Raw genomic sequence first — 22,953 nt, 5'->3', positions numbered from 1 at the left:
ACCGGCGGAGTCGATCATGTTTCGCACCCGAGCGGTCCACAGGGTCCGGACGGCGGCTCACCCAGCGTGCGCAGCGTCCCGTACGCGGCCTGGACGAACGGTGCGAGCGGGGTGGGAGCCGTGTTCGTGAGGGCCACGAGTCCGGTGCGCGAGCCGGGCAGGAAGCCCGCGAAGGCGGTGAAGCCGCGGGTGCCTCCGGAGTGGTGGAGCAGCGCTCCGTCGGGGCGCGGGCGGAGGTTCCAGACGAGGCAGAGCCGGGAGCCGGTCCTGGGCACGCTCAGCCGGGGGCGCTGCACCTCGGTGAGCGCGGTGCGCAGGACGGCGGACTCGCCGGCGGCGGTGTCCGGGTCGAGCAGCGCGGTGAGGACACGGAGCAGGTCCCTGGGGCTGGAGCGCACCGCACCGGCTGCGGGCAGGCCGGGCATCAGCAGGGCCGGGCGCGGTCTGCCGTGCCAATGCCCGGTCGCCTGGGGCCGGTCGGGGTCGCAGTCCGTGTCGGTGAGGCGGAGCGGGCCGGTGACGCGTTCGGCCAGCAGGGCCGCGTAGTCGTCCCCGGTGCCGCCGGCCGCTCGGGCGAGTACGTGGCCGAGCAGGGCGCCGCCGAAGTTGGAGTACAGGACGCGGGTGCCGGGGCGGTGGCGCAGCCGGGTGCGGGGCAGGGCGGCCAGCAGGTCGGCCTCGGAGAAACCGGCGTACGGGTTGCTGAGCCATCCGCTGCGTACCGCGCGGGCGAGCAGGCCGGGGGGCAGCCGGGGCAGGCCCGAGGTGTGGGTGGCCAGGTGGAGCAGGGTGAGCGGTCCGGGAAGCCGGACCGGGAGGTAGCGGTCGACGCGGTCGCCGTAGCGGACCTCGCCGCGGGCGGCCAGTTCGGCGAGCAGCAGCGCGGTGAAGGTCTTGGTGAGCGAGCCCGTCTCGAAGCGGGTGCGCTCCCCCACCGGACCGCGGCAGAGCACAAGGTGCTCGTCCCCGCGAACGGCCGCGACCGCCGTTCCCGGCCCCTTGGCCGCGGCCAGGAGGGGGCGGAGGCGGACGGCCAGCGGCGCTCCGGTCACCGTCGGCCCGCCGCCCGGGCGAGCACGACGGATCCGGCGACGGCGGTGACGACGACGGTGTGCTGATGGTCCGTGAACCTCTGCCGCGGGTCGTCGTCCACCGGGTCGGAGTCCCGGGGCACGAGTCCGTCCTCGTGCTGAAGTGCGGCGACGGCCTCCCAGTCCTCCTCCGCGCAGTACGGGTCCGGGAGCGAGGCGCCGACGATGAGCAGCTCCGCGACGAGGTCCCACTGCCCGGCCTCGTGCCAGACGTCGATCCACACGGGGAGCCAGGTGCGTACGTACGTGGCGAGTTCGGGCGGCAGTCCGTCCGGGTCGGCGCCCCAGTCGGTGAGGTGGAAGACCGTGTGGGTCATCGCGTAGGCGGTGATCCAGTTGACGGCCCAGGGCTCCGGTGTCGCGCCGAGCCAGGTGGCGCCGGCCAGCGCCGTCATGTCCTCGGCCTGCCGCAGGCCCACGACGCGGGCTGCGTTGGCGACGGCGAGCCGGCGGTTGGGCAGCATCTCGACGCTGTCGGCCGACCGCATGCGGGACCGGTGGGCCAGCAGCCGGTCCAGCCCTTCGTGCCGGTAGCCGCAGCGGAAGAAGGGGGCGTACATCTCCAGCGGGTCCGTCATCAGGGTGTGGCGGAGCTGGCGTTCGTAGATCATGTCGCCCTGCCGGAACTGCTCCCAGGTGAAGTCCATCAGGCTCTGGGCGGCTGCGAGGCGGCCGGGGCCTGCGACACCGTCGCGCAGGATGAGCGACGCGGCGAGGGTGGTCTCACCGAGCGGCTTGTAGACACTGTCCGGGTCGGCCATCGTCTCGGTGGTGTCGGGCGGCAGGCCGCCGAGCGCACGGTTGGCGTGCAGCCACGAGAGGGCCCGGTCCGCCATGACGCGGGCCGCCCGGGTCACGGGCTCGGGAATCGTCGTCATGTGCGTGCCGCCTTCGTGCCCGTGCCGGGCCGCCGTCGGAGGAGGTGGCCGGCGATCGCCAGGTCCAGGGCCGCACGGGGGCCGGCTCCGCCGACCAGCCATACGTGTTCCGCCGCGAGGGCCGGGTCCAGCGGCAGTTCCGTGCCGTCGTGGTGCAGCCAGGCCAGCCAGCGGATGAGCCGTACGGCCGTGGGGAAGTCGCGGCGCAGGATCGACCGGCTGACGCCCCGGCTCAGCGGCAGGGCGCCGCCACGGGCCGCGTCGTGCACCGGCCCGTCGAGGCCGAGGGTGGCGAGCGGGGCGAGTTGGGCCATGCGGACGGACCATGTCTGCCAGTGCGCGGTGCCGGCGAGTTCGGCCTCGTCCGCCGGCGGGGCGGCGAGCGCCCGGAGGGTGTCGTCCCCGGTGAGCCGGGCCAGGAGCCGCGCGGTGGCCCAGTCGCGCCGGGCGACCGTTCGCTCTTCGAGTACGCCGGAGGCCGGGAAGGCCTCGAAGGCCTTGGTCACGACGGCCGCATCCTGTGGCTCGAACGGGTCGCCCGCCAGGAGGTGGGAGCTGAGGGCGTCGGCCCCGAGCACCCGGACAGCCGCGAGGGCCGCCAGGGTGTCGGAGGCGTCGTCGACGTACCGGGCCAGCTGTACAGCGTCCCCGGTGCCGTCGAGGGCACCGAGGACGCTGCTTGCCAGGGCATCGGCCGCCGCGGCGAATTCGGACTGGGAGCTCACTTGCCCCGCGGCTCCTTCGGCTCCTTGGGAGACAGGAGCAGGAGCGCGAGCAGGAAGCCCGCCGCTTCCGGGGTGTACAGCGGGGCGGCGCTGACGGCGGCCTCGGGCTCGGCCATCAGCGCGCCCAGCGCGGTGGTCTCGGTCGGCGTGGCGGTGAGAGTGATTTCCTGGGCAAGCATGGTGCCTCCTCATCACTGGGGTGACATGACCCACTTGCATGGATATACCTCGACCGAGCCTAAAGGGTGGAATGAGATTTATCTCCGCAAAGCTGAATTCGCCGGGCTCTCGCACCGGAGCGCCCTCCGGCTCGTAGCCTCCGGGACAATCCGACCGAAGGGGCGTCCCCTGCGTTACACACTGTTCGGCAGGACCGGGCTGCCGGTCAGCGAGCCGGCCCTGGGTGCCATGACCCTGGGCAGCCACGAATCGGAGCCCGACGCCGTCAGGTGGACCAGTGGACGGGTCCTGGACGCCTGTCTGGAGGCGGGCGGCAATTTCGTCGACACCGCCGACATCTACGACGGCGGATCGTCGGAGCCGGCCCCCGGGGGCCTCGCGGGCGGCCCGGCAACATCGTCGGCGCCTCCACAAAGGCACAGCCGAAGGACGACCTGGCCCGCCTGGAGGTGACCCTCGACGCCGGCGCCCGGCTCGACGCGGTGCGCGCGGTCCCGCCCGGCTTCCCGCACGACTTCCTACGCGAGCGGGGCGTCACGGAGACGGTGTACGGGGACCGTTGGGCCGGCATCGAGGACTGGCGCTCCACGGGCCGCCGCACGACGAACGGGGCGCCGCACCCAGGGGGCCGCGCCCGGCGCCTACGGTGCCGCGATGCCCGCCACCCGCAGGGCGTGGACCAGGTCCCACTCCCGCGCCGCGGACACCTCTCGGGCGGCGGCGAGCAGTTGGGGGACGAGGTGGCGCGGGCCGCCCTCGGCGATCCGCGCCGCGTCCTCGGCCGTCCGTACCCGTACGAACGCGCCCAGCAGTGCCCGCACCTCGTGTTCCCGGCCCGCCCGGTCGAGGGCGACCACGGCGTCGGCGATCTCGGCCGCGGGCCGCGCCACACCTTGCCGGAGCAGCTGCCCGCAGTCCTCGGCGCGACCGGCAGCGGCCAACGCACCTGCCGCCGCGGCGAGTTCGGCGGGCGCCAGGGAGGACGCCTCCCACAGCAGGGTGGTCCAGTCGGCGGCCAGACCGGCCCGGTGCAGCGCGACGGCGAGTACCGGCAGCCGCTCCGCCTGCCAGCCGGCCGCCTCGCAGAGCACACCGTGCGCCTCACCACTGCGGCCCTCCGCGCGCAGCCGTACGAGCAGTGCCACGGCGTCATCGGCGGCGCGGCGGGCCGCGGGGTCGGGGGCGGCTGCCTGCGGCGCGGTCACGGTCGTACCCTCGGCGGGGGCACCGCCGAAGCGGGCGCCGCGCGGTACGGCGGTGGCCGGCGAGGGCTCGGGCAGCACGGGAACGGCCGACGGCACCGGGGCCGCCTCCGTGCCGTCCTCCAGCTCCAGACCCGCGAAGCGGGCGCCGCGCGGCTTCCTGCGTGCGGGCGCGGGGCGCGTCGCCTCCGGTTCGGGCCTGTGGCCCGGAGCCTGGGCCACAGGCCCGGACGGGCGGCGGGGTTCCGGGACCCGGTGCGCGTTCCCGGCGGGTTCCGGTTCCGGTGTGCGCGCGGGTTCCTCCGCACGGAACCAGGTGTCGGGCACGGCGTTCTCCACGGCCGTCAGCCGGTTGCGGAGCTCGGTGCAGCGGGCCGAGGCACGGGCGTGGTCGTCGCGCGCCCAGGCCAGGACGTCCGGATCGGCATCCGCGCCCCCCTCGGCGGCCCGCAGCCGCTGGGCGGTGTGGGTCTGCTCCCGGAGCATCAGGCCCAAGCGGTCGACGAGGGCCTGCCGTCCGCCCGGCCGCCGGTCGTGCGCACCGGCGGAAGCGGTGAACAGCGCGGCGGCCCGTACGGATTCCTGCGCGGCGACGTCGGTGCCGCGGGCCGCGGCGAGGTCCTGGAGGAGTGATTCGACCACGTCCCAGGGCGGCACCTCGACGCCGTCGAAGCAGGCGCGCATGCCCTCGGGATCGCGCGCGCAGAAGACTCCGTACCACCCCTGCCCAGGATCGAGCAGGGCGGCAAGATCGTACAGGTACTGTGCGAACTTCCTTACGTCCCACGCATGTTGATCCACTGATACCGTCGCCCTCGCCGGCCGTCGACTGGAGCGTTCCAGTCCGGTGGCATTCGACCGCAGGCGTGTTACGGGCGGGCTACGCCCGCTTTTCGAGCATGATGCGTCAGGAGCGCGGCACGGACCGCACGCCCCCTCAGAAGGTGACGGCGATTCCGGTGTGGGGCCGCTTACCGAGGCGCACGACCATGGCGGGCCAGTCCACGATCCAGAACTTCCAGGTGTACTTGCGTGCGAGCACCTTGCGCACCGCGGACGTCCCGTCCTTGTCGAGCAGCAGCGCCGTCCCCTCGGCGCTCGGCGCCCCTTCGGCGATCCGGCCTCGGACGTCGCAGACGGTGACGAGGACCCGGGGGTTGCTGCGCAGCCGCTTGACCTTCCAGGAATCGCTTCGTGTCCAGACGTACAGCACGTCACCGCCCGCCGCGGCCCAGACGGGCGTGGCGACGGGCGTGCCGTCCTTCCGGTACGTGGTCAGACTGACGTACTCACTGCGGGCGAAGTCCTGGAGGGTCACGGGCGTGACCCTACTCCGCACTAAGCCGTGAGCGGCAGCGCCCCCGGTCCGGGCAGTGGCGCGGGGAGCGGTCCGGATGCCGACCGTGCCCCGGCCACCGGTTCCGGTTCGTGCGCGCACCGCGCGAGCACGTCGTCCATCGACAGGCCGAGGACGCCCGCCACCGCCGCCACGGTGAAGAAGGCGGGGGTCGGGGCCCGGCCCGTCTCGATCTTACGGAGCGTCTCGGCGGAGATTCCGGCGCTCGCCGCGACCGCGACCATGCTGCGTCCGCCGCGTGCCTCACGCAGCACATCGCCGAGCCGCTCGCCGCGGCGGCGTTCTTCCGGCGTCAGGGGTGTCCGTACCATGCCGTCATTCTAATACCGCTTCGAACGGCAAAGTAATTGGCAGGGTGCAGCCCAGGACAGGGCGCCTGCGGCAGGAACAGCGCCGCGCGCGAGCCCGGCACGACCCGAACGCGAGGCCTAGCGCGCGGCGAGCCGCTCCATCAGGGCGGCGCTGCGTGCCAGCACCTCCCGCTCCTCGCCGGTGAGCTCGACCTCGATGGCCTGGGCGAGCCAGCCGGCCCTGCGTCCGCGCTCCGCGTCGAGGGCGGCCCGCCCCGCGGGGGAGAGCCCGACCAGGACCTTGCGGCCGTCCGTGGGATGCGCCCGACGGACGACCAGGCCCTGCTCCATGAGCAGCCCGACCGCGCGGGCCATGGACTGGGGCCGCACGCGCTGATCCACGGCGAGCTCGCTGGTGGTCATGGCCCCGTCGCGATCGAGGGTGCCCAGCACGGAGACCTGACCGTGCGGAATCCGGTCCTCGTGCTTCACGCGCCGCGTCAGCTTCCCTATCGCGTCACGCAGTTCTGTGGCGACGGCGGCGGGTTCCGGGGTGGGCATAAGGCACTTTAACCGGTGATCACCAGCGGGACCCGGCCCCCTGCCCGTGCGACTGAACTGAACAGTTCAACTGAACAGCTGAACTGAACAGCATTGCTGTAGAGTCGGTGTTGTCGCGGCACGCGCCAGCGTTGTCGCAGCAGGGCCGCGGCGTGCGTCAACACGAAGGACCTCCCCATGGCTTCCACAGCAGTCGAGTCCACCGTCGTCCAGTCCGTCACCGCCCGCAGGGTCCTCGACAGCCGGGGCAACCCCACCGTCGAGGCCGACGTCCTCCTCGCCGACGGATCCCTGGGCCGCGCCGCGGTCCCCTCCGGCGCTTCGACCGGCGCGCGGGAAGCCGTGGAGTTGCGGGACAAGGACCCCGGGCGCTGGCACGGCAAGGGCGTCGACCGTGCGGTCGCCCACGTCAACGGCGACATCGCGTCAGCGGTCGTGGGGCGCGACGCCGACGACCAGGCGGGCCTCGATGCCGCGCTCGTGGCGCTCGACGGCACGGCGGACAAGTCCCGTCTCGGCGCGAACGCGCTTCTCGGCGTCTCCCTCGCCACCGCCAAGGCCGCCGCGGCGGCCCACCGCCAGCCCCTCTACCGCTACCTCGGCGGCGCCGACGCCCGTCTCCTCCCACTGCCGATGATGAACATCGTCAACGGCGGCGCCCATGCCGACAATCCGCTGGACTTCCAGGAGTTCATGATCGCTCCGGTGGGTGCGGAGACCTTCGCGGAAGCCGTCCGCATGGGCAGCGAGGTCTTCCACACCCTGCGCCGCGGTCTGCTGGCCGCCGGGCACTCCACGGGCGTCGGCGACGAGGGCGGCTTCGCCCCCTCGCTGCGCACCGCGGAGGAGGCACTCGACTTCGTGATGACCGCCATCGAGCGCACCGGCTACCGGCCCGGCACGGACATCGGTCTGCTCATGGACCCGGCGTCGTCGGAGTTCTTCCGCGACGGGGTGTACGACTACGCGGGCGAGGGGGTGCGCCGTACCCCCTCCGAGAACGTCGACTACCTGGCCAAGCTCATCGACGCCTACCCGGTCATCTCCGTCGAGGACCCGATGGCGGAGAACGACCTGGACGGCTGGCGCGAGCTGACCGCCCGCGTCGGCGACCGCTGCCAGCTCGTCGGCGACGACGTGTTCTGCACCGACGAGAAGCTGCTGCGCGAGGGCATCCGCACCGGTGTCGGCAACTCCGTGCTGGTCAAGGTCAACCAGATCGGCACCCTGACCGAGGCCCTCGCCACGGTCGCCACCGCGCACCGCGCGGGCTGGACCGTCGTCATGTCGCACCGCTCCGGCGAGACGGAGGACACGACGATCGCGGACCTGGCGGTCGCGACGGGCTGCGGGCAGATCAAGACCGGATCGCTGTCCCGGTCCGACCGTACGGCGAAGTACAACCAACTCATCCGTATCGAGGAGGAGTTGGGCGCCTCGGCGCGGTACGCGGGACGAGCGGCACCGGACCGTTCCTGACGCACCGCGGTGCGGTGGGTTTCGGCCAAGAGCCCGCATCCGGCGGTACGACAGCCGTCCCGCCGGTACGGCTGTCATCCCGTGGAACCGTCGTCGACGAACTTCCGGGCGAGTGCCTCGCCGGCCGTGACCGCGGCCTTGCGGCTCTCGATCGGTGACACCTCGGAGTTCTTGAACAGGATGTAGGTGACGCCGGACGCGGTTCCACCGCTCTTCGGATCCGGGTCGATACCGAGGGCCTCGGCCGTGGCGTACGACGCCTCCCCGATGATCCCGGTGGGTCCGGTGTCCCCGACCACGGCGTACTGCACCTGGTCTCGGTAGACGACGGCGGCGACCGTGCCGCCGCGGATCCCTGATTCGGTGTGGTTCCAGAGCGGGCCGGAGCCCGGTACGACGACGTACGGCAGCCGGGCGGAGTCCAGGGGCCTGCCCGCAGATGTCTGGAACGCCGTCTCCGGCAGGAAGGAGGGATCGGTCCGGCTGCTGCAGGCCTTGGTGATCCGGCCGTCGCAGTCGATGTCCATGTCCGCCTCCCAGAACACCGCCCCCTTCGTCCCGCACACCGGCACCTTCGCAGGGCCGCCTTGGTCCGTTCGGTACTTCCCGTCGGAGATCCGGGTGCAGCTCTTCACCCGGGCCAGCAGCCCGGCGGCGCTCACCGGGTCCTTCCCGCTCCCGCTGTCGGCGCCGTCGGCCGGGGTGGTGAAGGCCGCTGCGGGAAGGGCCGCGGCGGCGAGCAGGGCGGCGCCGGAGACGACGGAGAGGGCGAGCATTCGCGTACGCACCGTGGGTGAAGCCCTTTCACTGGACACGAAGGACCCCGGCGGGCCCTTCCTTGCCGACACGGCCGGGACAGCCCGGCCGCGTCATGGAGTCGGGGCCGGTACGACGCGGCTGAGCGCGTCGTACCGGCCCCGAGGCCACTGCTACGGCCGACCGGTCATGAACGACCGCTCGGATGCACCACCATGGCCGAGCCACCGCCCCGCCGCACCTTTTCCGCGGCCGCGATCCAGCGTCCGTCCGGCAGCCGCTGGACGCCGGTGGCGGCGCCGATCTCCGGATTCGCCTTGAAGACGTGCCCGAGCGCCTCCAACTCTGCCCGCACCGGGCTGTTCCACAGCCCCGGCTCGATCTCCGTCGTCGCCGAGTTGCGCTGGCTGGCGCGCGGCGCGGCGATCGCGTCGACGAGCGGCAGCCCCCGGTCGACATGACCGGTCAGCGACTGCAGCACGGTGGTGATGATCGTGGCGCCGCCGGGCGAGCCCAGTGCCAGTACGGGGGTGCCGTGCTTCAGCACGATGGTCGGCGAGATCGACGACCGCGGGCGCTTGCCGGGACCGGGCAGATTCGGGTCGTGGACCGCCGGGTTGGCGGGTGCGAAGGAGAAGTCCGTCAGTTCGTTGTTGAGCAGGAAGCCCCGCCCCGGGACCGTGATGCCGCTGCCGCCCGTCGACTCGATGGTGAGGGTGTACGCGACGACGTTGCCCCACTTGTCGGCGGCGGTCAGATGCGTCGTGTTCTCGCCCTCGAACGTCGTCGGGGCGGCGGTGCCCCCGGAGGCGCAGCGCGCGGGGTCGCGCGGGTCCCCCGGAGCGAGCGGGCTGGTGAGGACCGCGTCGTCCTGGATGAGGCACTCGCGCGAGTCGGCGAAGCGCTGGCTGAGCAGTCCTCGCGTGGGTACGTCCTCGAACGCCGGGTCGCCGACCCAGCGCCCCCGGTCCGCGAACGCGATCCGGCTCGCCTCGATGAACCGGTGCAGGTACTGCGCCTGGGTCGCCTTCGAAAGGTCCGTGGACTCCAGGATGTTGAGCGCCTCGCCCACACTCGTCCCGCCCGAGGAGGAGGGCGCGATGCCGTAGACGTCCAGGCCCCGGTAGCCGATTCTCGTCGGTGCCTGGCGCAGCGCCTTGTAGGACTGCAGGTCCTTGGCCGTGAGGTCACCGGGGCGCACCACGCGGGCCGCCGCCGGGTCCACGGGAGGTGTGCGGACCGTCGACACGATGTCCTGGGCGATTCCGCCCCGGTACAGCTCGTCGATGCCCTCCCGGCCCAGGGTCTCGTAGGTGCGGGCGAGGTCCGGGTTCTTGAACACCGAGCCGACAACGGGCAGTTGGCCGCCGGGCAGGAAGAGGTCCGCGGAGGCGGGGAAGTCGGCGAACCTGGCCTGGTTGCCTGCGGTCTGCGAGCGGAAGGTGTCGTCGACGACGAACCCGTCGCGGGCGAGCCGCTCGGCCGGCTTCAGGAGCTGGCGCAGAGACTTGGTGCCCCACGCGTCCAGTGCCTTGTCCCAGGTCGCGGGGGTACCGGGGGTGCCGACGCCGAGGCCGCTGGTGACGGCGTCGGCGAAGGGGATCGGCTGCCCGTTCTCCAGGAAGAGCGAGGAGTCGGCGCTGCGGGGCGCCGTCTCCCGTCCGTCGATGGTCTCCACGGTGCGCTTCCGGGCGTCGTAGTGGACGAAGTAGCCTCCGCCGCCGATGCCTGCCGAGTAGGGCTCGGTGACGCCCAGCGCCGCCGCGGTCGCCACGGCCGCGTCCACGGCGTTGCCGCCCTTGCGGAGCACCTCGATACCGGCCGCCGACGCGTCCGCGTCGACGCTCGCGACGGCTCCCCCGTACCCCACCGCCACCGGCGACTTGGGTGGCGGTACCGAGGGTGATGAAGCGGGGGCCGCGGCGCCGAGCGAGCCGATGACGGCGATCACGCTTAAGAACGACATATTCCGGCCGACGGAACGACGCATCCGTACCTCCAGTGAGAGATCGTCCGCGCAGGGTAACTCCGCCCCGGCCGAATCGTCAGGACCCGTTCCGGCCCGGGGTCCGAGGACCGCCCGTTCACGCGTCCGCGGTCGTGATCGGATGCGTACAGCGGCCTGGTGTCCGCGGTCGTGATCAGATGCGTACCGCGGCCTGGTAGCTGCCGACGGTGTTCATCGATTCGTAGCGGACGAAGGCGCCCGGGTACGGGGCGTGCAGCACGGTGTTGTTGCCCGCGTAGAGGCCCACGTGCGTGGTGTTGCTGAAGAACACCAGGTCGCCCGGCTTCAGTTGGCTGCGCGCGATGCGGGTGCCCTCGTTGATCTGGGTGTGCGTGGTGCGGGTGATCTGGACGCCGGCCTGGGCGTAGGCCCACTGGGTCAGGCCTGAGCAGTCGAAGGCGTCGGGGCCCGTGGCGGACCAGTCGTACGGTTTGCCCACCCGCGTGTCGCCGGCCTGGAGGGCGGCGGCACCGAGTGCGGACGCGGGGACCTCGTTGCCGAGGTCGACCTTCTCGCCGAGCTGAACCCGGTCGCCCGCGGCGCGGCCGGCGCGCTGCTCGTCCTCGGCCGTCTTCGCGCGCTCGGCGGCGGTGAGGGTGTTGAGCAGCTTCTGGGCGTCGGCGAGCTTGCCCTGCTGCTCCTTCTTGTTCTTGCCGAGCGTCTCGCGAACCTCGGCGAGGTCGTTGAGCTTGCCCTGGGCTTCCTTGCGCTGCTGCGCGAGGGTGCGCTGTTTCGCCTGGATCTTCTGCAGCGACTCGGTCTGCTTGGCCGTCAGCTGGTCGAGCGCGGAGGCCTGGTCGAGGAAGTCGTCCGGGTCCGAGGAGAGCAGCAGCTGGACGGACGGGTCGAGTCCACCGGAGCGGTACTGCGCGGTGGCGATCGAACCGAGTCCCCGGCGCAGGGTGTTGAGATCGTCCTGGCCACGGGCGACCTTGTCCTGGAGCGCGTCGGCCTGCTTCTTGAGCCTGGCCTGCTGCTCCTTGGCGCCGTTGTACTTCTCCGTGGCCTTCTCGGCCTCGTGGTAGAGCTTGTCGACCTTCGCCTTGACCTCGCTCCTGGTCGGCTTGGGGTCGGCGTGGGCGGCCTGGGAGGTCAGGGCCACGGCTGCCGCAGCGGTCGCGGTGAGCACGGTCACGCGGGTGCGGCTCGGCTGTTTGGGACGACGGTGGGACGCCATGGAGGCGAGCTCCTTCTTCCTCGAGCCGCCTGCCGGGCCACTGGGATGCGAATCAGTCCCGGCTCCGTGCACGTCACGGACGCGGCGGTTCCTTCGCCGCCACCCCGGATGGATGGCCAATCGCGCGAAGGTTCGAGGACCGACTCTAGTAACCGTCTCGTGATCTACGCAATCTTCACAGGAAAGTTGCCGATCCGAGCTGGTGATCACGGCGACGGGTCCGGACTACACCAAGGCACGGCGGAACTACGCGTGGTGATGAGTCGTCAGGGTGTGGCTCAGCGCGGGGGCCTGCCCGGTGACGACACCGAGCATCCCTTTCCGGCCCTCTGTTGATGACAGGGGCATGATAAGTGCGTGCTGATGGGCATAGTTCTGAGGCCCGGGGGAGAACCCGCGACCGGCCACCGTGCCGATGCGGTCCCCACTCCCCCGCCCTCGGTTCCTGACGGAGCCGTGTCCCCCACGAGCGAAGGAACGACCATGCCGCACTTCTTATGGCTGAAGGCAGCCGGCACCGCCGCCGCGATCACCCTGGTCGCGGCAACAGCGGCGCACGCCGCACCCGTACCGGAGCAGACCGCGGCGAAGAGCGCGGCAGCGGTGGTGACACTCCACTACGACGACAGCGGAGCAGGTGGCTGGGAGGCGGCCATATCCGCAGGAGTCGCCTCGTGGAACCAGAACGTCGGCAACGTGCGGCTGGCCGAGGCCGCGCCCGGCACCCGCGCCGAGATCCAGATCGTGGCCACCAGCGGCTGGCCGCAGGCGACACTCGGACCGGTACGCCCCGGTGGCCAGGTACGTGTCGAACTCGGCAGCCAGGCCGTGTCCCAGGGCTATGACAAGACCCGCATCGCCGCCCACGAGATCGGGCACAGTCTGGGCCTGCCCGACACCAAGCCGGGCCCGTGCTCCCAGCTGATGTCCGGCTCGAGCGCGGGCACCAGTTGCAGGAACGCGATTCCGAACGCGACCGAACAGGCCCGCGTGGAGTCCGCCTACGCCAACGGCCTGGCCTCGCTCCTTCCCACCGACGGCCGCACGCTGGTGGACGCGCCTTAACGCGCCCTGGCCGGCAGGACGACCACCGGGAGGGGTGTCCGACCGCCACGTGCGGTCGGACACCCCTCCCGCGCGTCCCCCGGAAGACCGCGGGAGACCGCGGGAGACCGCGGGAGACCGCGGGAGACCGCGGGAGACCGCGGGAGACCGCGGGAGACCGCGGGAGACCGCGGGAGACCGCGGGAGACCGCGGGAGACCGCGGCGCGCTCACGTTCGGGCCTTGCCGGCCGTCGGGTCCCACGCGCGGCAAAAATGGAGAAGGCAAGGAGAGCCCTCTCCTTGCCACTTTCAAGGTATAGCGCGCCGGGGGGCTTGCCGCAAGACCCGGGTCACGGCGCAGAATCATCGGCCGGTGCCACAACCTGCGCAGGTAAGGGGGTCGCTCCGCCCGGCCGGGCGGAGCGGTCTGCCCACCCGCCGGGGGACGGCGACCGGGCACGAGGACGTGCTCGGCAAGGGTTCGGCAGATTTGGAGGCTTCCGTGATTCGATCGGCTGCCGCAGCGCGACGGAACAGGTCCGCCTCGGAGGTATCGCAGTGACCGAGCGGTACGTGCGGGATCTCCAAGAGGTCGACGAGACTCAGGTCGCGGTCGTCGGCGGCAAGGGCGCGCACCTGGGCGGGCTGTCCCGGATCGAAGACATCCGTGTGCCGGGTGGTTTCTGCGTGACGACGGACGCCTTCCGGCGGGTCATGGCGGAGGCGCCCTCGATCGACGACCAGCTCGATCGGTTGTCGCGCCTGGCCCCGGACGACCGGGAAGGGATCCGCACGCTCAGCGCGCGGATCCGCCGGACCGTCGAGGGGATCACCGTCCCGGGCGATCTCACGGCGGCGATCACCCGCGCGCTCACCCGGTTCGGCGACGAGCGGGCCGCCTACGCCGTCCGGTCCAGCGCGACGGCGGAGGACCTGCCGACGGCCTCCTTCGCCGGGCAGCAGGACACGTACCTCAACGTCGTGGGGCCGAAGGAGGTCCTCCGGCACGTCAGCAGGTGCTGGGCCTCGCTGTTCACCGAGCGGGCCGTGACCTACCGGCGGCGCAACGGCATCGACCACCGTACGGTCCACATGGCCGTGGTCGTACAGCGGATGGTCTTCCCGCACGCGGCCGGTGTCCTGTTCACGGCCGACCCCGTCACGGGCGACCGGAAGGTCTCCACCGTGGACGCCGGCTTCGGCCTCGGCGAGGCTCTGGTCTCCGGCCTGGTGAACCCGGACGTCTTCAGGGTGCGGCACGGCGAGGTCGTCGCCAGGACGATCGCCGCCAAGCAGCGTGCCGTCCACGCCCTGCCGGCCGGCGGTACGCGGGAAGTGGCGGTCGACTCGCGGCGACAGGAGCAGCCGTCGCTGACGGATGCGCAGGTCCTTCGGCTCGTACGGCTCGGGCGGCGGATCGAGGCGCACTTCGGCCGCCCGCAGGACATCGAATGGTGCCTGGACGACGACGGCTTCCGGATCGTTCAGAGCAGGCCGGTCACGACGCTGTTCCCCGTCCCGGACTCCGGTGACCAGGAGAATCACGTCTATGTCTCCGTCGGCCACGGGCAGATGATGACCGACCCCATGAAGCCCCTGGGGTTCTCCATGTGGCAGTTGACGGCCATGGTGCCGATGCACGAGGCCGGCGGGAGGCTGTTCGTCGACGTCACCCGGCGCCTGGCCTCGCCCGCCGGCCGGGCCGGCCTCCTGGACGCCCTGGGGAAGGGTGACCCGCTGATCCGGGACGCCCTGGAGACCGTCCTCGACCGCGACGGCTTCGTCCCGTCGCTCCCGGACACCGGTCCCGGCGGGCCACCGGTCGGCGGCGCGTCCGCCCCGGTCGAGACGGACCCGGCCGTCGTCACCGGGCTCATCGAGCGCAGCCGGGCGTCCGTCGCAGCGCTGGAGCGAGACATCCGGACGAAGAGCGGACCGGCGCTGTTCGACTTCCTGCTGGAGGCCTTCGAGGAGCACAGGCGGATTCTGGGTGATCCGCTGAGCATGCAGGCGATCACGGCGGGGATGGAGTCCACGTGGTGGCTCAACGACAAGCTGCTGGAGTGGCTGGGCGAGAAGAACGCGGCTGACACCCTCACGCTGTCCGCCCCCGGCAACATCACGTCGGAGATGGGACTGGCGCTGCTCGACGTCGCGGACGTGATCCGCCCGCTGCCGGAAGTGGTGGAGTTCCTCCGGGGCGTCGAGGACGATGCCTTCCTGGACGAGCTGGCGAAGCTCCCCGGTGGGACCGAGGCCCGCGACGCCATCGAGACCTACCTCGACCGGTACGGCATGCGCTGCGTCGGCGAGATCGACATCACGAGGCCCCGCTGGCGCGAGCGCCCCGGCACGCTCGTGCCCGTGATCCTCGACAACATCAGGAACTTCGGGCCGGGCGCCGCCGAACAGCGCTTCGAGCAGGGGCGGCAGAAGGCGCGGAAGAAGGAACAGGACGTGCTGTCACGTCTGCGCGCCCTGCCGGACGGGGACCGGAAGGCCGACGAGACCAAGCGGATGATCGACCGGGTCAGGACCTTCATCGGCTACCGGGAGTACCCGAAGTACGGCATCGTCAGCCGCTACTTCGTCTACAAGAAGGCCCTGCTGGAGGAGGCCGGGCGTCTCGTAAGGGCCGAGGTGATTCCTGAGGAGGAGGACGTCTTCTACCTCACGTTCCAGGAACTCCACGACGCCGTACGCTCGCACCGGGTGGACGGCCGGCTCGTCCAGGAGCGCAAGGACGCGTTCCGGTCGTACCACGCGCTCACACCGCCCCGGGTGCTCACCTCGGACGGTGAGGCCGTCACCGGGGCGTACCGGCGCGACGACGTGCCGGACGGCGCCCTGGTCGGCCTGGCGGTGTCCGCAGGGACCGTCGAGGGAAGGGCCCGTGTCATTTTCGACATGGCCGACGCCGATCTCGAGGCGGGCGACATCCTGGTCACGCCCTTCACCGACCCCAGCTGGTCACCGCTGTTCGTCGGAATCGCGGGCCTGGTGACGGAGGTGGGCGGCCTGATGACCCATGGGGCCGTGATCGCCCGGGAGTACGGTCTGCCAGCCGTCGTGGGCGTGGAGCGGGCCACCCTGCTGATCCGGGACGGGCAGCGGATCCGTGTGCACGGGACGGACGGGTACGTCGAGATCCTGCCTTGACGGGCCGCACCGGGAGACCCTGTCCGCAGCTTCCTGCTGATCAGCGCCGTAGCCGGACCCTGCGGTGCGTCACCGGCACCGGCACCGAGGAGAGCGGCACCCCCGTCGCCTGTCTCTGCGACGTGGGGCCGCCCGGCCTCGGCAGACTGGTCAGCAACGCCCCCTATACGTTCTGCGGGCGGACACCGGGCCGGCCGTCCTCCGTCGGTCGGGAGCCGGGCTCCATGGCCTACGGCGTCCCGGCCGGTCACCGGCTCGCCCTGGTGGCCGACAGCTCGGCCACCTCCGCGTCGAGCACCCTCCGACCGGCGCACAGCTGACCTTCTCCGCGCGCGGAACGGTCCCGGTGACAGGGTCCGGTACCGCTGCGCGAGGAGTGATCACCGGCTGCTGCCGGACGGTCTCGGCTACTGCCTGCCCGGCAGCAGCGTTCCTGGTTCGGCGGGGGCGACGCCCACCGCCTCCGTCTTCGGGTTGCGCCGCTGCCGTCTGGCCATCCAGGTCGCGAACCACGAGAGCAGCATGCACATCCCGATGTAGATGGGTGAGATCACCATGACCACCGGGATGAACGGCAGGTCGTAGTCGAGGTTCGACGCGATGAGTTTGCCCGCGTGGAGGAATTCCTCGTAGGTGATCAGATAGCCGAGCGAGGTGTCCTTGAGGGCCACCACCAGCTGGCTGATGATGGTGGGCAGCATCGCCCGGACAGCCTGCGGGGCGAGGACATGGGTGGTGACCTGCGTCTTGCGCATGCCGAGTGCGTACGCCGCCTCCCGCTGCCCCCGCTCCACGGAGTTGATGCCTGTACGGAACACCTCGGCGAGCACGGAGCCGTTGTAGAGGGTGAGCCCGGCCACCAGTGCGGGCAGCGGCTGCACCTTGAGCGCGACGAAGATGAAGAAGATCATCACCAGGACGGGCATGGCCCGGAAGAACTCGACCAGAAGCGTCGCGATCCAGCGCACCGGCCGGTGGACGGAGAGCCGCCCCACGGCGAGCACGGCCCCGAGCGCGAGGGACAGGACCGCCGCGTACGCGAAGGCCTTCAGGGTGTTGCCCAGTCCGCGGAGCAGCAGTTCCTGGATGCCCTTGTAGGTGAAGGGGTTCCACTTCGCGGCGGTGAACTGGTCCGTGTCGAAGAGCAGGTAGAGGATCCAGCCGAACACGGCGAGGATCACGATCGTCGAGACGACCCCGTAGGTGAAGTGCCTCTTGCGGGTCACCGGCCCCGGAATGTCGTAGAGCGCGGTGGCGGAGACGGTGGAGTGGGTCATCGGGCGACTCCCCAGCGCTTCTCCATCACGTTGAAGAGCGCACTGATGGTCAGGGTGATGATCAGGTATCCGACGGCGATCCAGACGAAGGTCCAGATGATGCTGTAGCCGAGTTCGTTGAGGGGCTTGTACACACCGAGCAGCTCGGTGACGCTGAACGCTCCGGCGATCGCGGAGTTCTTGGCGAGGGCGATGAGTGTCGATCCGATCGGCGGGATCACCGAACGGAAGGCCTGCGGCAGCACGACGTTGCCCAGCGTCTGACCGAAGGACATGCCGAGGCTGCGGGACGCCTCACCCTGGCCCGTGGGCACGGTGTTGATGCCGGAGCGCAGCGCCTCGCAGATGAAGGCCGAGGTGTAGCAGCCGAGGGCGAGGACCGCGAAGACCTCGAAGGGCAGCACCAGGCCGAAGCGGGGCAGCCCGAGGAGGACGGCGAAGAACAGCAGTGTCAGCGGGGTGTTGCGGAGCACCGCCACCCAGACGGTGCCGATGACCCGGAGTGAGCCGACGGGCGCGACCCGGAAGGACGCCATGAGGAAGCCGAGGAGCAGGGCGAGGATCGAGGCGTAGACGGTGAGCTCCACGGTGCCGAGGAAGCCCTTGCCGTAGAGCGAGAAGTTCTCTGTCAGTACATCCATGGTGGTGGCCCGCCCCTCAGTTCGCCGGGTAGCGGTCGATAGGCGGGGGCGTCGGCGCGGGTACCCCTGACAGGCCGAGCGTGGCCTCGAACGCCTTCTTCCAGTTGCCGTTCTTCTCGTTCTCCTCCAGGGCGTCGTCGAGCGCGAAGCGCAGCGCGTTGTCGCTGCGCGGGACGCCGATGCCGTAGGGCTCCTCGGAGAAGGGCTTGCCGACGACCTTCATCTCGTCCGGTGCCTTGGCCGCGAAGCCCAGCAGGATGGCGTCGTCGGTGGTGACGGCGTCGACCTGGTAGGTCAGCAGGTTGTCGACACAGATCGAGTACGTGTCGTAGGCGACGAGGTCAGCGTCGGGGAAGTCGGCGGCGATCCGCTGGTACGGCGTGGAACCGGCGGCGGAGCAGACGGTCTTGCCCGCCAGGTCCTGCGGCCCCTTGATGTCGTTCTCGTCGGTGCGCACCAGCAGTCCCTGCCCGGCCAGGTAGTACGGCCCGGCGAATCCGACGATCTTCTTGCGCATGTCGTTGATCGTGTAGGTGCCGACGTAGTAGTCGATCTGCCCGTTCTGGAGGGCCGTCTCGCGGTTGGCGGAGGCGATGGTCCGGAAGCTGATCGTGTCGGGCTCGAAGCCGAGCGACGCCGCCGTCATGCGGGCGATCTCGATGTCGAAGCCCGAGTAGATGCCGGTGGCCGGGTCCTTCTCGCCGAGATAGGGCTGGTCCTCCTTGGCGCCGACCACGAGGTGGCCGCGCTTCCTGGCCTTCACCCAGGTCTTCGAATCGGGCAGCTGGAAGCTCGTGTCGACCGTGTACCGGGGCAGCGCCCCGGCCTTGGGTCCCTTGACCGGCGGGCTGCCGTCCTTGCCGCAGCCCGCGGCGAGCACGGCGAGCAGGAGGCCGGCGAGCACGGCCGCGATGTTCCTCGTACGCAACACGGTGCCCCCTGTCAGTGCTTGAGGATCTTGGACAGGAAGTCCTTGGCACGGTCGGTCTCCGGGGCGGTGAAGAACTGCTCCGGGGTGCGGTCCTCGATGATGCGTCCCTCGGACATGAACACCACGCGGTTGGCCGCGGACCGGGCGAACCCCATCTCGTGCGTGACGACGACCATGGTCATGCCCTCGCGTGCGAGCTGTCGCATGACCTCGAGCACCTCGTTGATCATCTCCGGGTCGAGCGCCGAGGTGGGCTCGTCGAAGAGGAGGGCCTTCGGGTCCATGGCCAGCGCACGGGCGATGGCGACGCGCTGCTGCTGGCCGCCGGAGAGCTGGGCAGGGAGCTTGTCGGCCTGCGAGGCCAGCCCGACCCTCTCCAGCAGCTCCCGGGAGCGCCGGTCGGCGTCGTCCTTCTTGCGCTTGCGGACCTTGATCTGGGCGAGAGAGACGTTCGCCAGGACGGTCTTGTGCGCGAACAGGTTGAACGACTGGAACACCATGCCGACTTCGGCCCGGAGCTGCGCGAGCCCCTTCCCCTCCTCGGGGAGGGGCCTCCCGTCGATCGCGATGAAGCCGGACTCGATGGTCTCGAGTCTGTTGATCGTCCGGCAGAGCGTCGACTTGCCCGATCCCGAGGGGCCGATGATCACCACCACCTCCCCGCGGCCGACGGTGAGATTGATGTCCTGCAGTACGTGCAACGTCCCGAAGTGCTTGTTGACGTCCCGCAGCTCGATCAACGGATCGACGGCCATACGCTGCCCTACCCACTTTTCGCTGTGTCGAGGTCAGCGCAAACTATCCAGGCCTGACGCCCACTTCGGGGCCGACACGCACCGGAAGCGCATAAGGCTGTTTATCGCGTTTTGCGTTCCGGCCCGCTCTCCGCCGACTCCGCGTACATCTCCGAGAGCTCGGGGCTCCCCGACATCGCCCAGTCCAGCCCCGCCCCGACGACATCGATCTCACGGCCGGAGGCCAGGCGCACCACGGGCTGTCCGCCGGCCAGGATGTCCCAGGCCGCGCCGGGGACGGTCCGGACGAGGACGGTGCCGAGGTAGAGGCCCGCGTCGTTGCCCAGCCAGGGCAGCTCCTCGGGGTCGTCGCGCCACAGCGGCGGGAGCTGGTCGAGCGCGGACAACGAGGCGGGGCTGTCGTCGAGTTCGAGGCCGTGCTGCCCCGCCCGCGCACGCAGCAGTTCGCATTCCGCGAACAGCTCGGCCACACCGTCCGGATCGGTCTCGACGGCAGCCGCGAGAGCCACCCCCCGCGTACCGCCCTGGCGCTTACGCCAGTTGTCCAAGAAAGGGATGTTCATACCACTAGGGTCCCACCCCCGACCTGTTCCGCACCGCAGGGCGCGCGACTGTTCCCGATCCAGGACCGGGTGCCGGACCGCGCCTGTCTAGGCTGGGCCGATGACCTCGCAGAACTATCTCTCCGAACTCTTCTCGCTGGACGGCCGGGTGGCCGTGGTGACCGGCGGCAGCTCAGGCATCGGCCGGGGCATCACCGACGCGCTCGCGCGTGCGGGTGCGCGGGTCGTCGTCGTGGCGCGCCGGGAGGCGGAGCTGACCCGTACCGTCGCCGAACTGACGGCGGAGGGCTGCCGGGCGGCCTGGGTGAGCGCCGACCTGGGGACGACGCAGGGTGTGCGTACGGCCGGTGACAAGGCTGTCGCGGCGTTCGGTGAGCCCGACATCCTGGTCAACTGCGCGGGCATCAACCTGCGGCCGCCGATGGGTGAGCTGGACGAGGACGTGTGGGACACCACGATGACGGTGAACCTCAAGGCGCCCTACCTGCTGGGCCGGCGCTTCGGGCCCGGCATGGCCGAGCGCGGGTACGGGCGGATCATCCACATCACCTCCCAGCAGGCGCACCGGGCGTTCGTGCAGAGCGGGGCGTACGGGGTGTCCAAGGGCGCGCTGGAGTCGCTGGCCCGCTCCCAGGCCGAGGCCTGGTCCCCGCGGGGTGTCACCTGCAACACCCTGGTGCCGGGGTTCGTGATGACACCCCTCAACCAGCGGCTGTCCTCCGACCCGGAGCGGGTGGCGGCGCTGGCCGCCCGCACGATGGTGGGCCGCAACGGGCTGGCCGAGGACTTCGCCGGCGCCGCGGTGTTCCTGGCGAGCGCCGCCTCGGCGTACGTCACCGGGCAGTCGCTCTTCGTCGACGGCGGGTTCTCCGTGCACTGAGCGGTGCGGGCTGCTCGGTGCGGGTGCGGGGCTCTCCGCATCCGGTGCGGCAACGTGTGGATGCCGCCCCCCTCGGAGGGGACGGCATCCACACGTGCGAGCGCACGGGACCGAAGGCGGCGACGGCCGGGCTCGACGAGAGGGCGGCGGGGAGGAGTGACCCGCGCTCAGGAACCGACCGGTGGCGCCCGGCCGGGTCCGCGGGGACGAGGCTGGGGACGAGGCGGACGTAGGCGACCATGCCGAGGACCTCGACGAGGGTCTGGGCGACCACCACGACCGCCGCCACCGACAGGGCGTCGGGCAGAGCGAGCGCGAGGGGCAGGACTACGAGGGAGTTGCGGGTCGCGCCGGTGAAGACGACGGCCCGGGAAGCGGGGGCACCAGCGGGTGTGCTCGATGTCCCGGGCCGGGCCGGCGGCCTGGCCGAGGTCCACCGGGCCCGTCGTCGTGCCACAGGAGGCTGCCCGGCGCCGGCGGTGCAGCACGTACGCGGCCACGGCGGCAGCCAGGGCCACCACGGCCAGGACGGGAACCCAGAACGAGGCGAGCGCGGAGGCCGCGCCGATGCCGCCGAGCAGGGCCGGCAGCGGTCCGCGCAGCACACGGCGCAGGGCATCCGGACGTACGAGCGCACGAGATCAAAGGCGGCGACGGTGACAGGGTGCGCCTCTGCACCACGGCCCGGCCTGAGCCGGACCATCAGGAATCGAACCTACGAAGTATCCGTTGCCTGCGCACCGGGCGCTCGACACGCTCACCCTAGCTGTCGGCGGCGGGAGTTGCCGTCTCCTCTTCCGCGGCGGCGACGGCCGCCGACGCGGCCTCCTTGTCGATGCCGAGCCCCGTGAGCACACCCGTGCCGCCCTCGAACTCCAGCAGGGCCAGCAGGATGTGCTCCGTGCCGACGAAGTCGTCCCCCAGCCGCAGCGCCTCACGGAAGGTGAGTTCCAGGACCTTGCGCGCTCCGGCGTCGTAGGGGATCAGCTCGGGGACGGTGTCCGCAGCGGCCGGCAGGGCGAGCAGCGCCGCCTCGCGGACGGCGGCGTGCGATACGCCCTGCCCCACGATCACTTGCGCGGCGAGGGCGTCCGGCTCCCCCAGCAGCCCCAGCACCAGGTGCTCGACGCGCACCTCGTCGTTGCGGGCGGCCTGCGCCTCGTTGTGGGCGCCCATCACGACGTTCCGGGCCTGCTCGGTGAACCGGCCGAATCCCTGGCTCGGGTCCAGGTCCGCGGTCTCGTCCGGCTTCTTGGCCACGAACCTCTTCTGGGCGGCCTGCCGGGTGACGCCCATGCTCCTGCCGATGTCCGTCCACGAGGCGCCCGAGCGTCGCGCCTGGTCCACGAAGTGGCCGATGAGGTGGTCGGCGATCTCACCGAGGTGATCCGCCGCGACGACGGCACCGGTGAGCTGCTCCAGTGCGTCGGTGTGGGTCTTCTTGATCGCGTCGATCAGGTCGTCGAGGCGAATGGGGGGGTTGGGCCCGAGCGGCTTCGTCATGGGGCAACCCTAGGTTGACACCCTTAAGCCGTCAACCCTCGGTTGACAGCTTGTGGGCCTTGTCCGTACGGCCACCGCGGTGTTGGCTGTGGATCCGGCGTCGGCTGCAGTCGATCAACCGTACGAGCTGCGACGAGAGGCACACGATGGCCGAGGACCGCGACGGCATGGTCGTCCACTGGCGGCCCGGCTGCCCCTACTGCATGAAGCTCCGCCTGCGGCTGCGCTTCTCGAAGCTGTCGTACACCGAGGTCGACATCTGGCGGGACCCGGACGCCGCCGCCTTCGTGCGCTCGGTCGCGGACGGCAACGAGACCGTGCCGACGGTCACCGTGGCCGGGCACTCCATGGTCAACCCGTCCATGCGTCAGGTGATGCGGGCCGTGAAGGAGCACGCCCCGCATCTGCTGGACGCCGACGGGACCCCGAAGGACCGCTGACCGGGTCGGGTCAGCGGCTTCGGACGCCTCCGAAGTCCGGGAAGTCTCGCGAGGT

Annotated in this window: 22 protein-coding genes and 2 pseudogenes; 6 read left to right on the top strand and 18 right to left on the bottom strand. The window is 71.4% G+C overall.

The genetic code is table 11. The annotated features are described in order from the left end of the window. Window positions 1–14 precede the first annotated feature (14 nt). The 8 genes from OG524_RS30830 to OG524_RS30795 all read right to left on the bottom strand — a co-directional run bounded on the left by OG524_RS30830 (window position 15) and on the right by OG524_RS30795 (window position 6,284). Window positions 15–1,052: a serine hydrolase domain-containing protein gene (locus tag OG524_RS30830; protein ID WP_405387427.1), complete on the bottom strand. Its 1,038-nt coding sequence runs from the start codon at window positions 1,050–1,052 to the stop codon at window positions 15–17. Further along, a complete protein-coding gene (locus tag OG524_RS30825; protein WP_405812069.1) occupies window positions 1,049–1,969 on the bottom strand; it encodes a DUF6895 family protein in 921 nt (306 codons plus the stop codon). The genes OG524_RS30830 and OG524_RS30825 overlap by 4 nt, the downstream gene beginning before the upstream one ends. Further along, on the bottom strand, window positions 1,966–2,694 hold the full coding sequence (locus OG524_RS30820; protein WP_405387429.1) for a hypothetical protein: 729 nt from the start codon (window positions 2,692–2,694) through the stop codon (window positions 1,966–1,968). Before OG524_RS30820 ends, OG524_RS30825 begins: the two co-directional genes overlap by 4 nt. Next, window positions 2,691–2,873: a hypothetical protein gene (locus tag OG524_RS30815; RefSeq protein ID WP_405387430.1), complete on the bottom strand. Its 183-nt coding sequence runs from the start codon at window positions 2,871–2,873 to the stop codon at window positions 2,691–2,693. Before OG524_RS30815 ends, OG524_RS30820 begins: the two co-directional genes overlap by 4 nt. A gap of 642 nt (window positions 2,874–3,515) precedes the next feature. Beyond that, window positions 3,516–4,877: a hypothetical protein gene (locus OG524_RS30810; protein ID WP_405812068.1), complete on the bottom strand. Its 1,362-nt coding sequence runs from the start codon at window positions 4,875–4,877 to the stop codon at window positions 3,516–3,518. 136 nt (window positions 4,878–5,013) lie between these two features. Continuing rightward, window positions 5,014–5,394: a PPOX class F420-dependent oxidoreductase gene (locus OG524_RS30805; protein WP_405812067.1), complete on the bottom strand. Its 381-nt coding sequence runs from the start codon at window positions 5,392–5,394 to the stop codon at window positions 5,014–5,016. Window positions 5,395–5,414: 20 nt separating this feature from the next. Continuing rightward, on the bottom strand, window positions 5,415–5,744 hold the full coding sequence (locus tag OG524_RS30800; protein ID WP_405387434.1) for a helix-turn-helix domain-containing protein: 330 nt from the start codon (window positions 5,742–5,744) through the stop codon (window positions 5,415–5,417). 117 nt (window positions 5,745–5,861) lie between these two features. Beyond that, window positions 5,862–6,284: a MarR family winged helix-turn-helix transcriptional regulator gene (locus OG524_RS30795; protein WP_405387435.1), complete on the bottom strand. Its 423-nt coding sequence runs from the start codon at window positions 6,282–6,284 to the stop codon at window positions 5,862–5,864. Window positions 6,285–6,461: 177 nt separating this feature from the next. On the opposite strand from OG524_RS30795, the gene eno reads away from it, so the two are divergent. Next, window positions 6,462–7,763, top strand: coding sequence for a phosphopyruvate hydratase (gene eno / locus OG524_RS30790; protein ID WP_405387436.1), 1,302 nt, complete (start codon window positions 6,462–6,464; stop codon window positions 7,761–7,763). Window positions 7,764–7,837: 74 nt separating this feature from the next. Here the strand turns inward: eno and OG524_RS30785 are convergent, their stop codons facing one another. The 3 genes from OG524_RS30785 to OG524_RS30775 form a co-directional block, all read right to left on the bottom strand. Continuing rightward, on the bottom strand, window positions 7,838–8,551 hold the full coding sequence (locus OG524_RS30785) for a glycoside hydrolase family 75 protein (protein WP_405387437.1): 714 nt from the start codon (window positions 8,549–8,551) through the stop codon (window positions 7,838–7,840). Window positions 8,552–8,706: 155 nt separating this feature from the next. After that, a complete protein-coding gene (ggt, locus tag OG524_RS30780; RefSeq protein ID WP_405812066.1) occupies window positions 8,707–10,509 on the bottom strand; it encodes a gamma-glutamyltransferase in 1,803 nt (600 codons plus the stop codon). Between the two features lie 151 nt (window positions 10,510–10,660). Next, a complete protein-coding gene (locus OG524_RS30775; RefSeq protein ID WP_405387439.1) occupies window positions 10,661–11,704 on the bottom strand; it encodes an NlpC/P60 family protein in 1,044 nt (347 codons plus the stop codon). 483 nt (window positions 11,705–12,187) lie between these two features. On the opposite strand from OG524_RS30775, the gene OG524_RS30770 reads away from it, so the two are divergent. The 3 genes and pseudogenes from OG524_RS30770 to OG524_RS30760 all read left to right on the top strand — a co-directional run. Continuing rightward, complete coding sequence (locus OG524_RS30770) at window positions 12,188–12,769, top strand: snapalysin family zinc-dependent metalloprotease (RefSeq protein ID WP_405387440.1); 582 nt, start codon at window positions 12,188–12,190, stop codon at window positions 12,767–12,769. A 538-nt stretch (window positions 12,770–13,307) separates the two neighbouring features. Next, entirely contained in the window at window positions 13,308–15,908 is a 2,601-nt protein-coding gene (gene rph, locus OG524_RS30765; protein WP_405387441.1) for a rifamycin-inactivating phosphotransferase, read from the top strand. Window positions 15,909–15,979: 71 nt separating this feature from the next. After that, window positions 15,980–16,288, top strand: a pseudogene (locus tag OG524_RS30760) (acyl esterase); the annotation flags it as partial. A gap of 27 nt (window positions 16,289–16,315) precedes the next feature. On the opposite strand, the gene OG524_RS30755 reads toward OG524_RS30760, so the two are convergent. The 5 genes from OG524_RS30755 to OG524_RS30735 form a co-directional block, all read right to left on the bottom strand. Then, entirely contained in the window at window positions 16,316–17,185 is an 870-nt protein-coding gene (locus tag OG524_RS30755) for an amino acid ABC transporter permease (protein ID WP_405387442.1), read from the bottom strand. Next, window positions 17,182–17,826 (bottom strand): amino acid ABC transporter permease, encoded by a 645-nt coding sequence (locus OG524_RS30750; protein WP_405387443.1) that lies wholly within the window; start codon window positions 17,824–17,826, stop codon window positions 17,182–17,184. Before OG524_RS30750 ends, OG524_RS30755 begins: the two co-directional genes overlap by 4 nt. 16 nt (window positions 17,827–17,842) lie before the next feature. After that, on the bottom strand, window positions 17,843–18,757 hold the full coding sequence (locus tag OG524_RS30745) for a glutamate ABC transporter substrate-binding protein (protein ID WP_405387444.1): 915 nt from the start codon (window positions 18,755–18,757) through the stop codon (window positions 17,843–17,845). A gap of 11 nt (window positions 18,758–18,768) precedes the next feature. Continuing rightward, a complete protein-coding gene (locus tag OG524_RS30740) occupies window positions 18,769–19,512 on the bottom strand; it encodes an amino acid ABC transporter ATP-binding protein (RefSeq protein ID WP_405387445.1) in 744 nt (247 codons plus the stop codon). Between the two features lie 101 nt (window positions 19,513–19,613). Next, the gene (locus OG524_RS30735) at window positions 19,614–20,075 is read right to left on the bottom strand and encodes a DUF6278 family protein (protein ID WP_405387446.1); all 462 of its coding nucleotides are present in this window, start codon (window positions 20,073–20,075) and stop codon (window positions 19,614–19,616) included. 100 nt (window positions 20,076–20,175) lie between these two features. Between OG524_RS30735 and OG524_RS30730 the strand changes: the two genes are divergently transcribed. Then, window positions 20,176–20,955 (top strand): SDR family NAD(P)-dependent oxidoreductase, encoded by a 780-nt coding sequence (locus OG524_RS30730; RefSeq protein ID WP_405387447.1) that lies wholly within the window; start codon window positions 20,176–20,178, stop codon window positions 20,953–20,955. A 202-nt stretch (window positions 20,956–21,157) separates the two neighbouring features. On the opposite strand, the pseudogene OG524_RS30725 reads toward OG524_RS30730, so the two are convergent. Both OG524_RS30725 and OG524_RS30720 read right to left on the bottom strand, forming a co-directional pair. Further along, window positions 21,158–21,334 (bottom strand): annotated as a pseudogene (locus OG524_RS30725) (arsenic resistance protein); the annotation flags it as partial. A gap of 383 nt (window positions 21,335–21,717) precedes the next feature. Beyond that, window positions 21,718–22,458: a Clp protease N-terminal domain-containing protein gene (locus OG524_RS30720; RefSeq protein ID WP_405812065.1), complete on the bottom strand. Its 741-nt coding sequence runs from the start codon at window positions 22,456–22,458 to the stop codon at window positions 21,718–21,720. Between the two features lie 146 nt (window positions 22,459–22,604). Between OG524_RS30720 and OG524_RS30715 the strand changes: the two genes are divergently transcribed. Next, window positions 22,605–22,898, top strand: coding sequence for a glutaredoxin domain-containing protein (locus tag OG524_RS30715; RefSeq protein WP_405387449.1), 294 nt, complete (start codon window positions 22,605–22,607; stop codon window positions 22,896–22,898). Window positions 22,899–22,953 lie beyond the last annotated feature (55 nt).

Source organism: Streptomyces sp. NBC_01520 (genome assembly GCF_045040375.1).
Taxonomy (GTDB): Bacteria; Actinomycetota; Actinomycetes; order Streptomycetales; family Streptomycetaceae; genus Streptomyces.
This window is presented reverse-complemented; position numbering and strand designations above follow the sequence as displayed.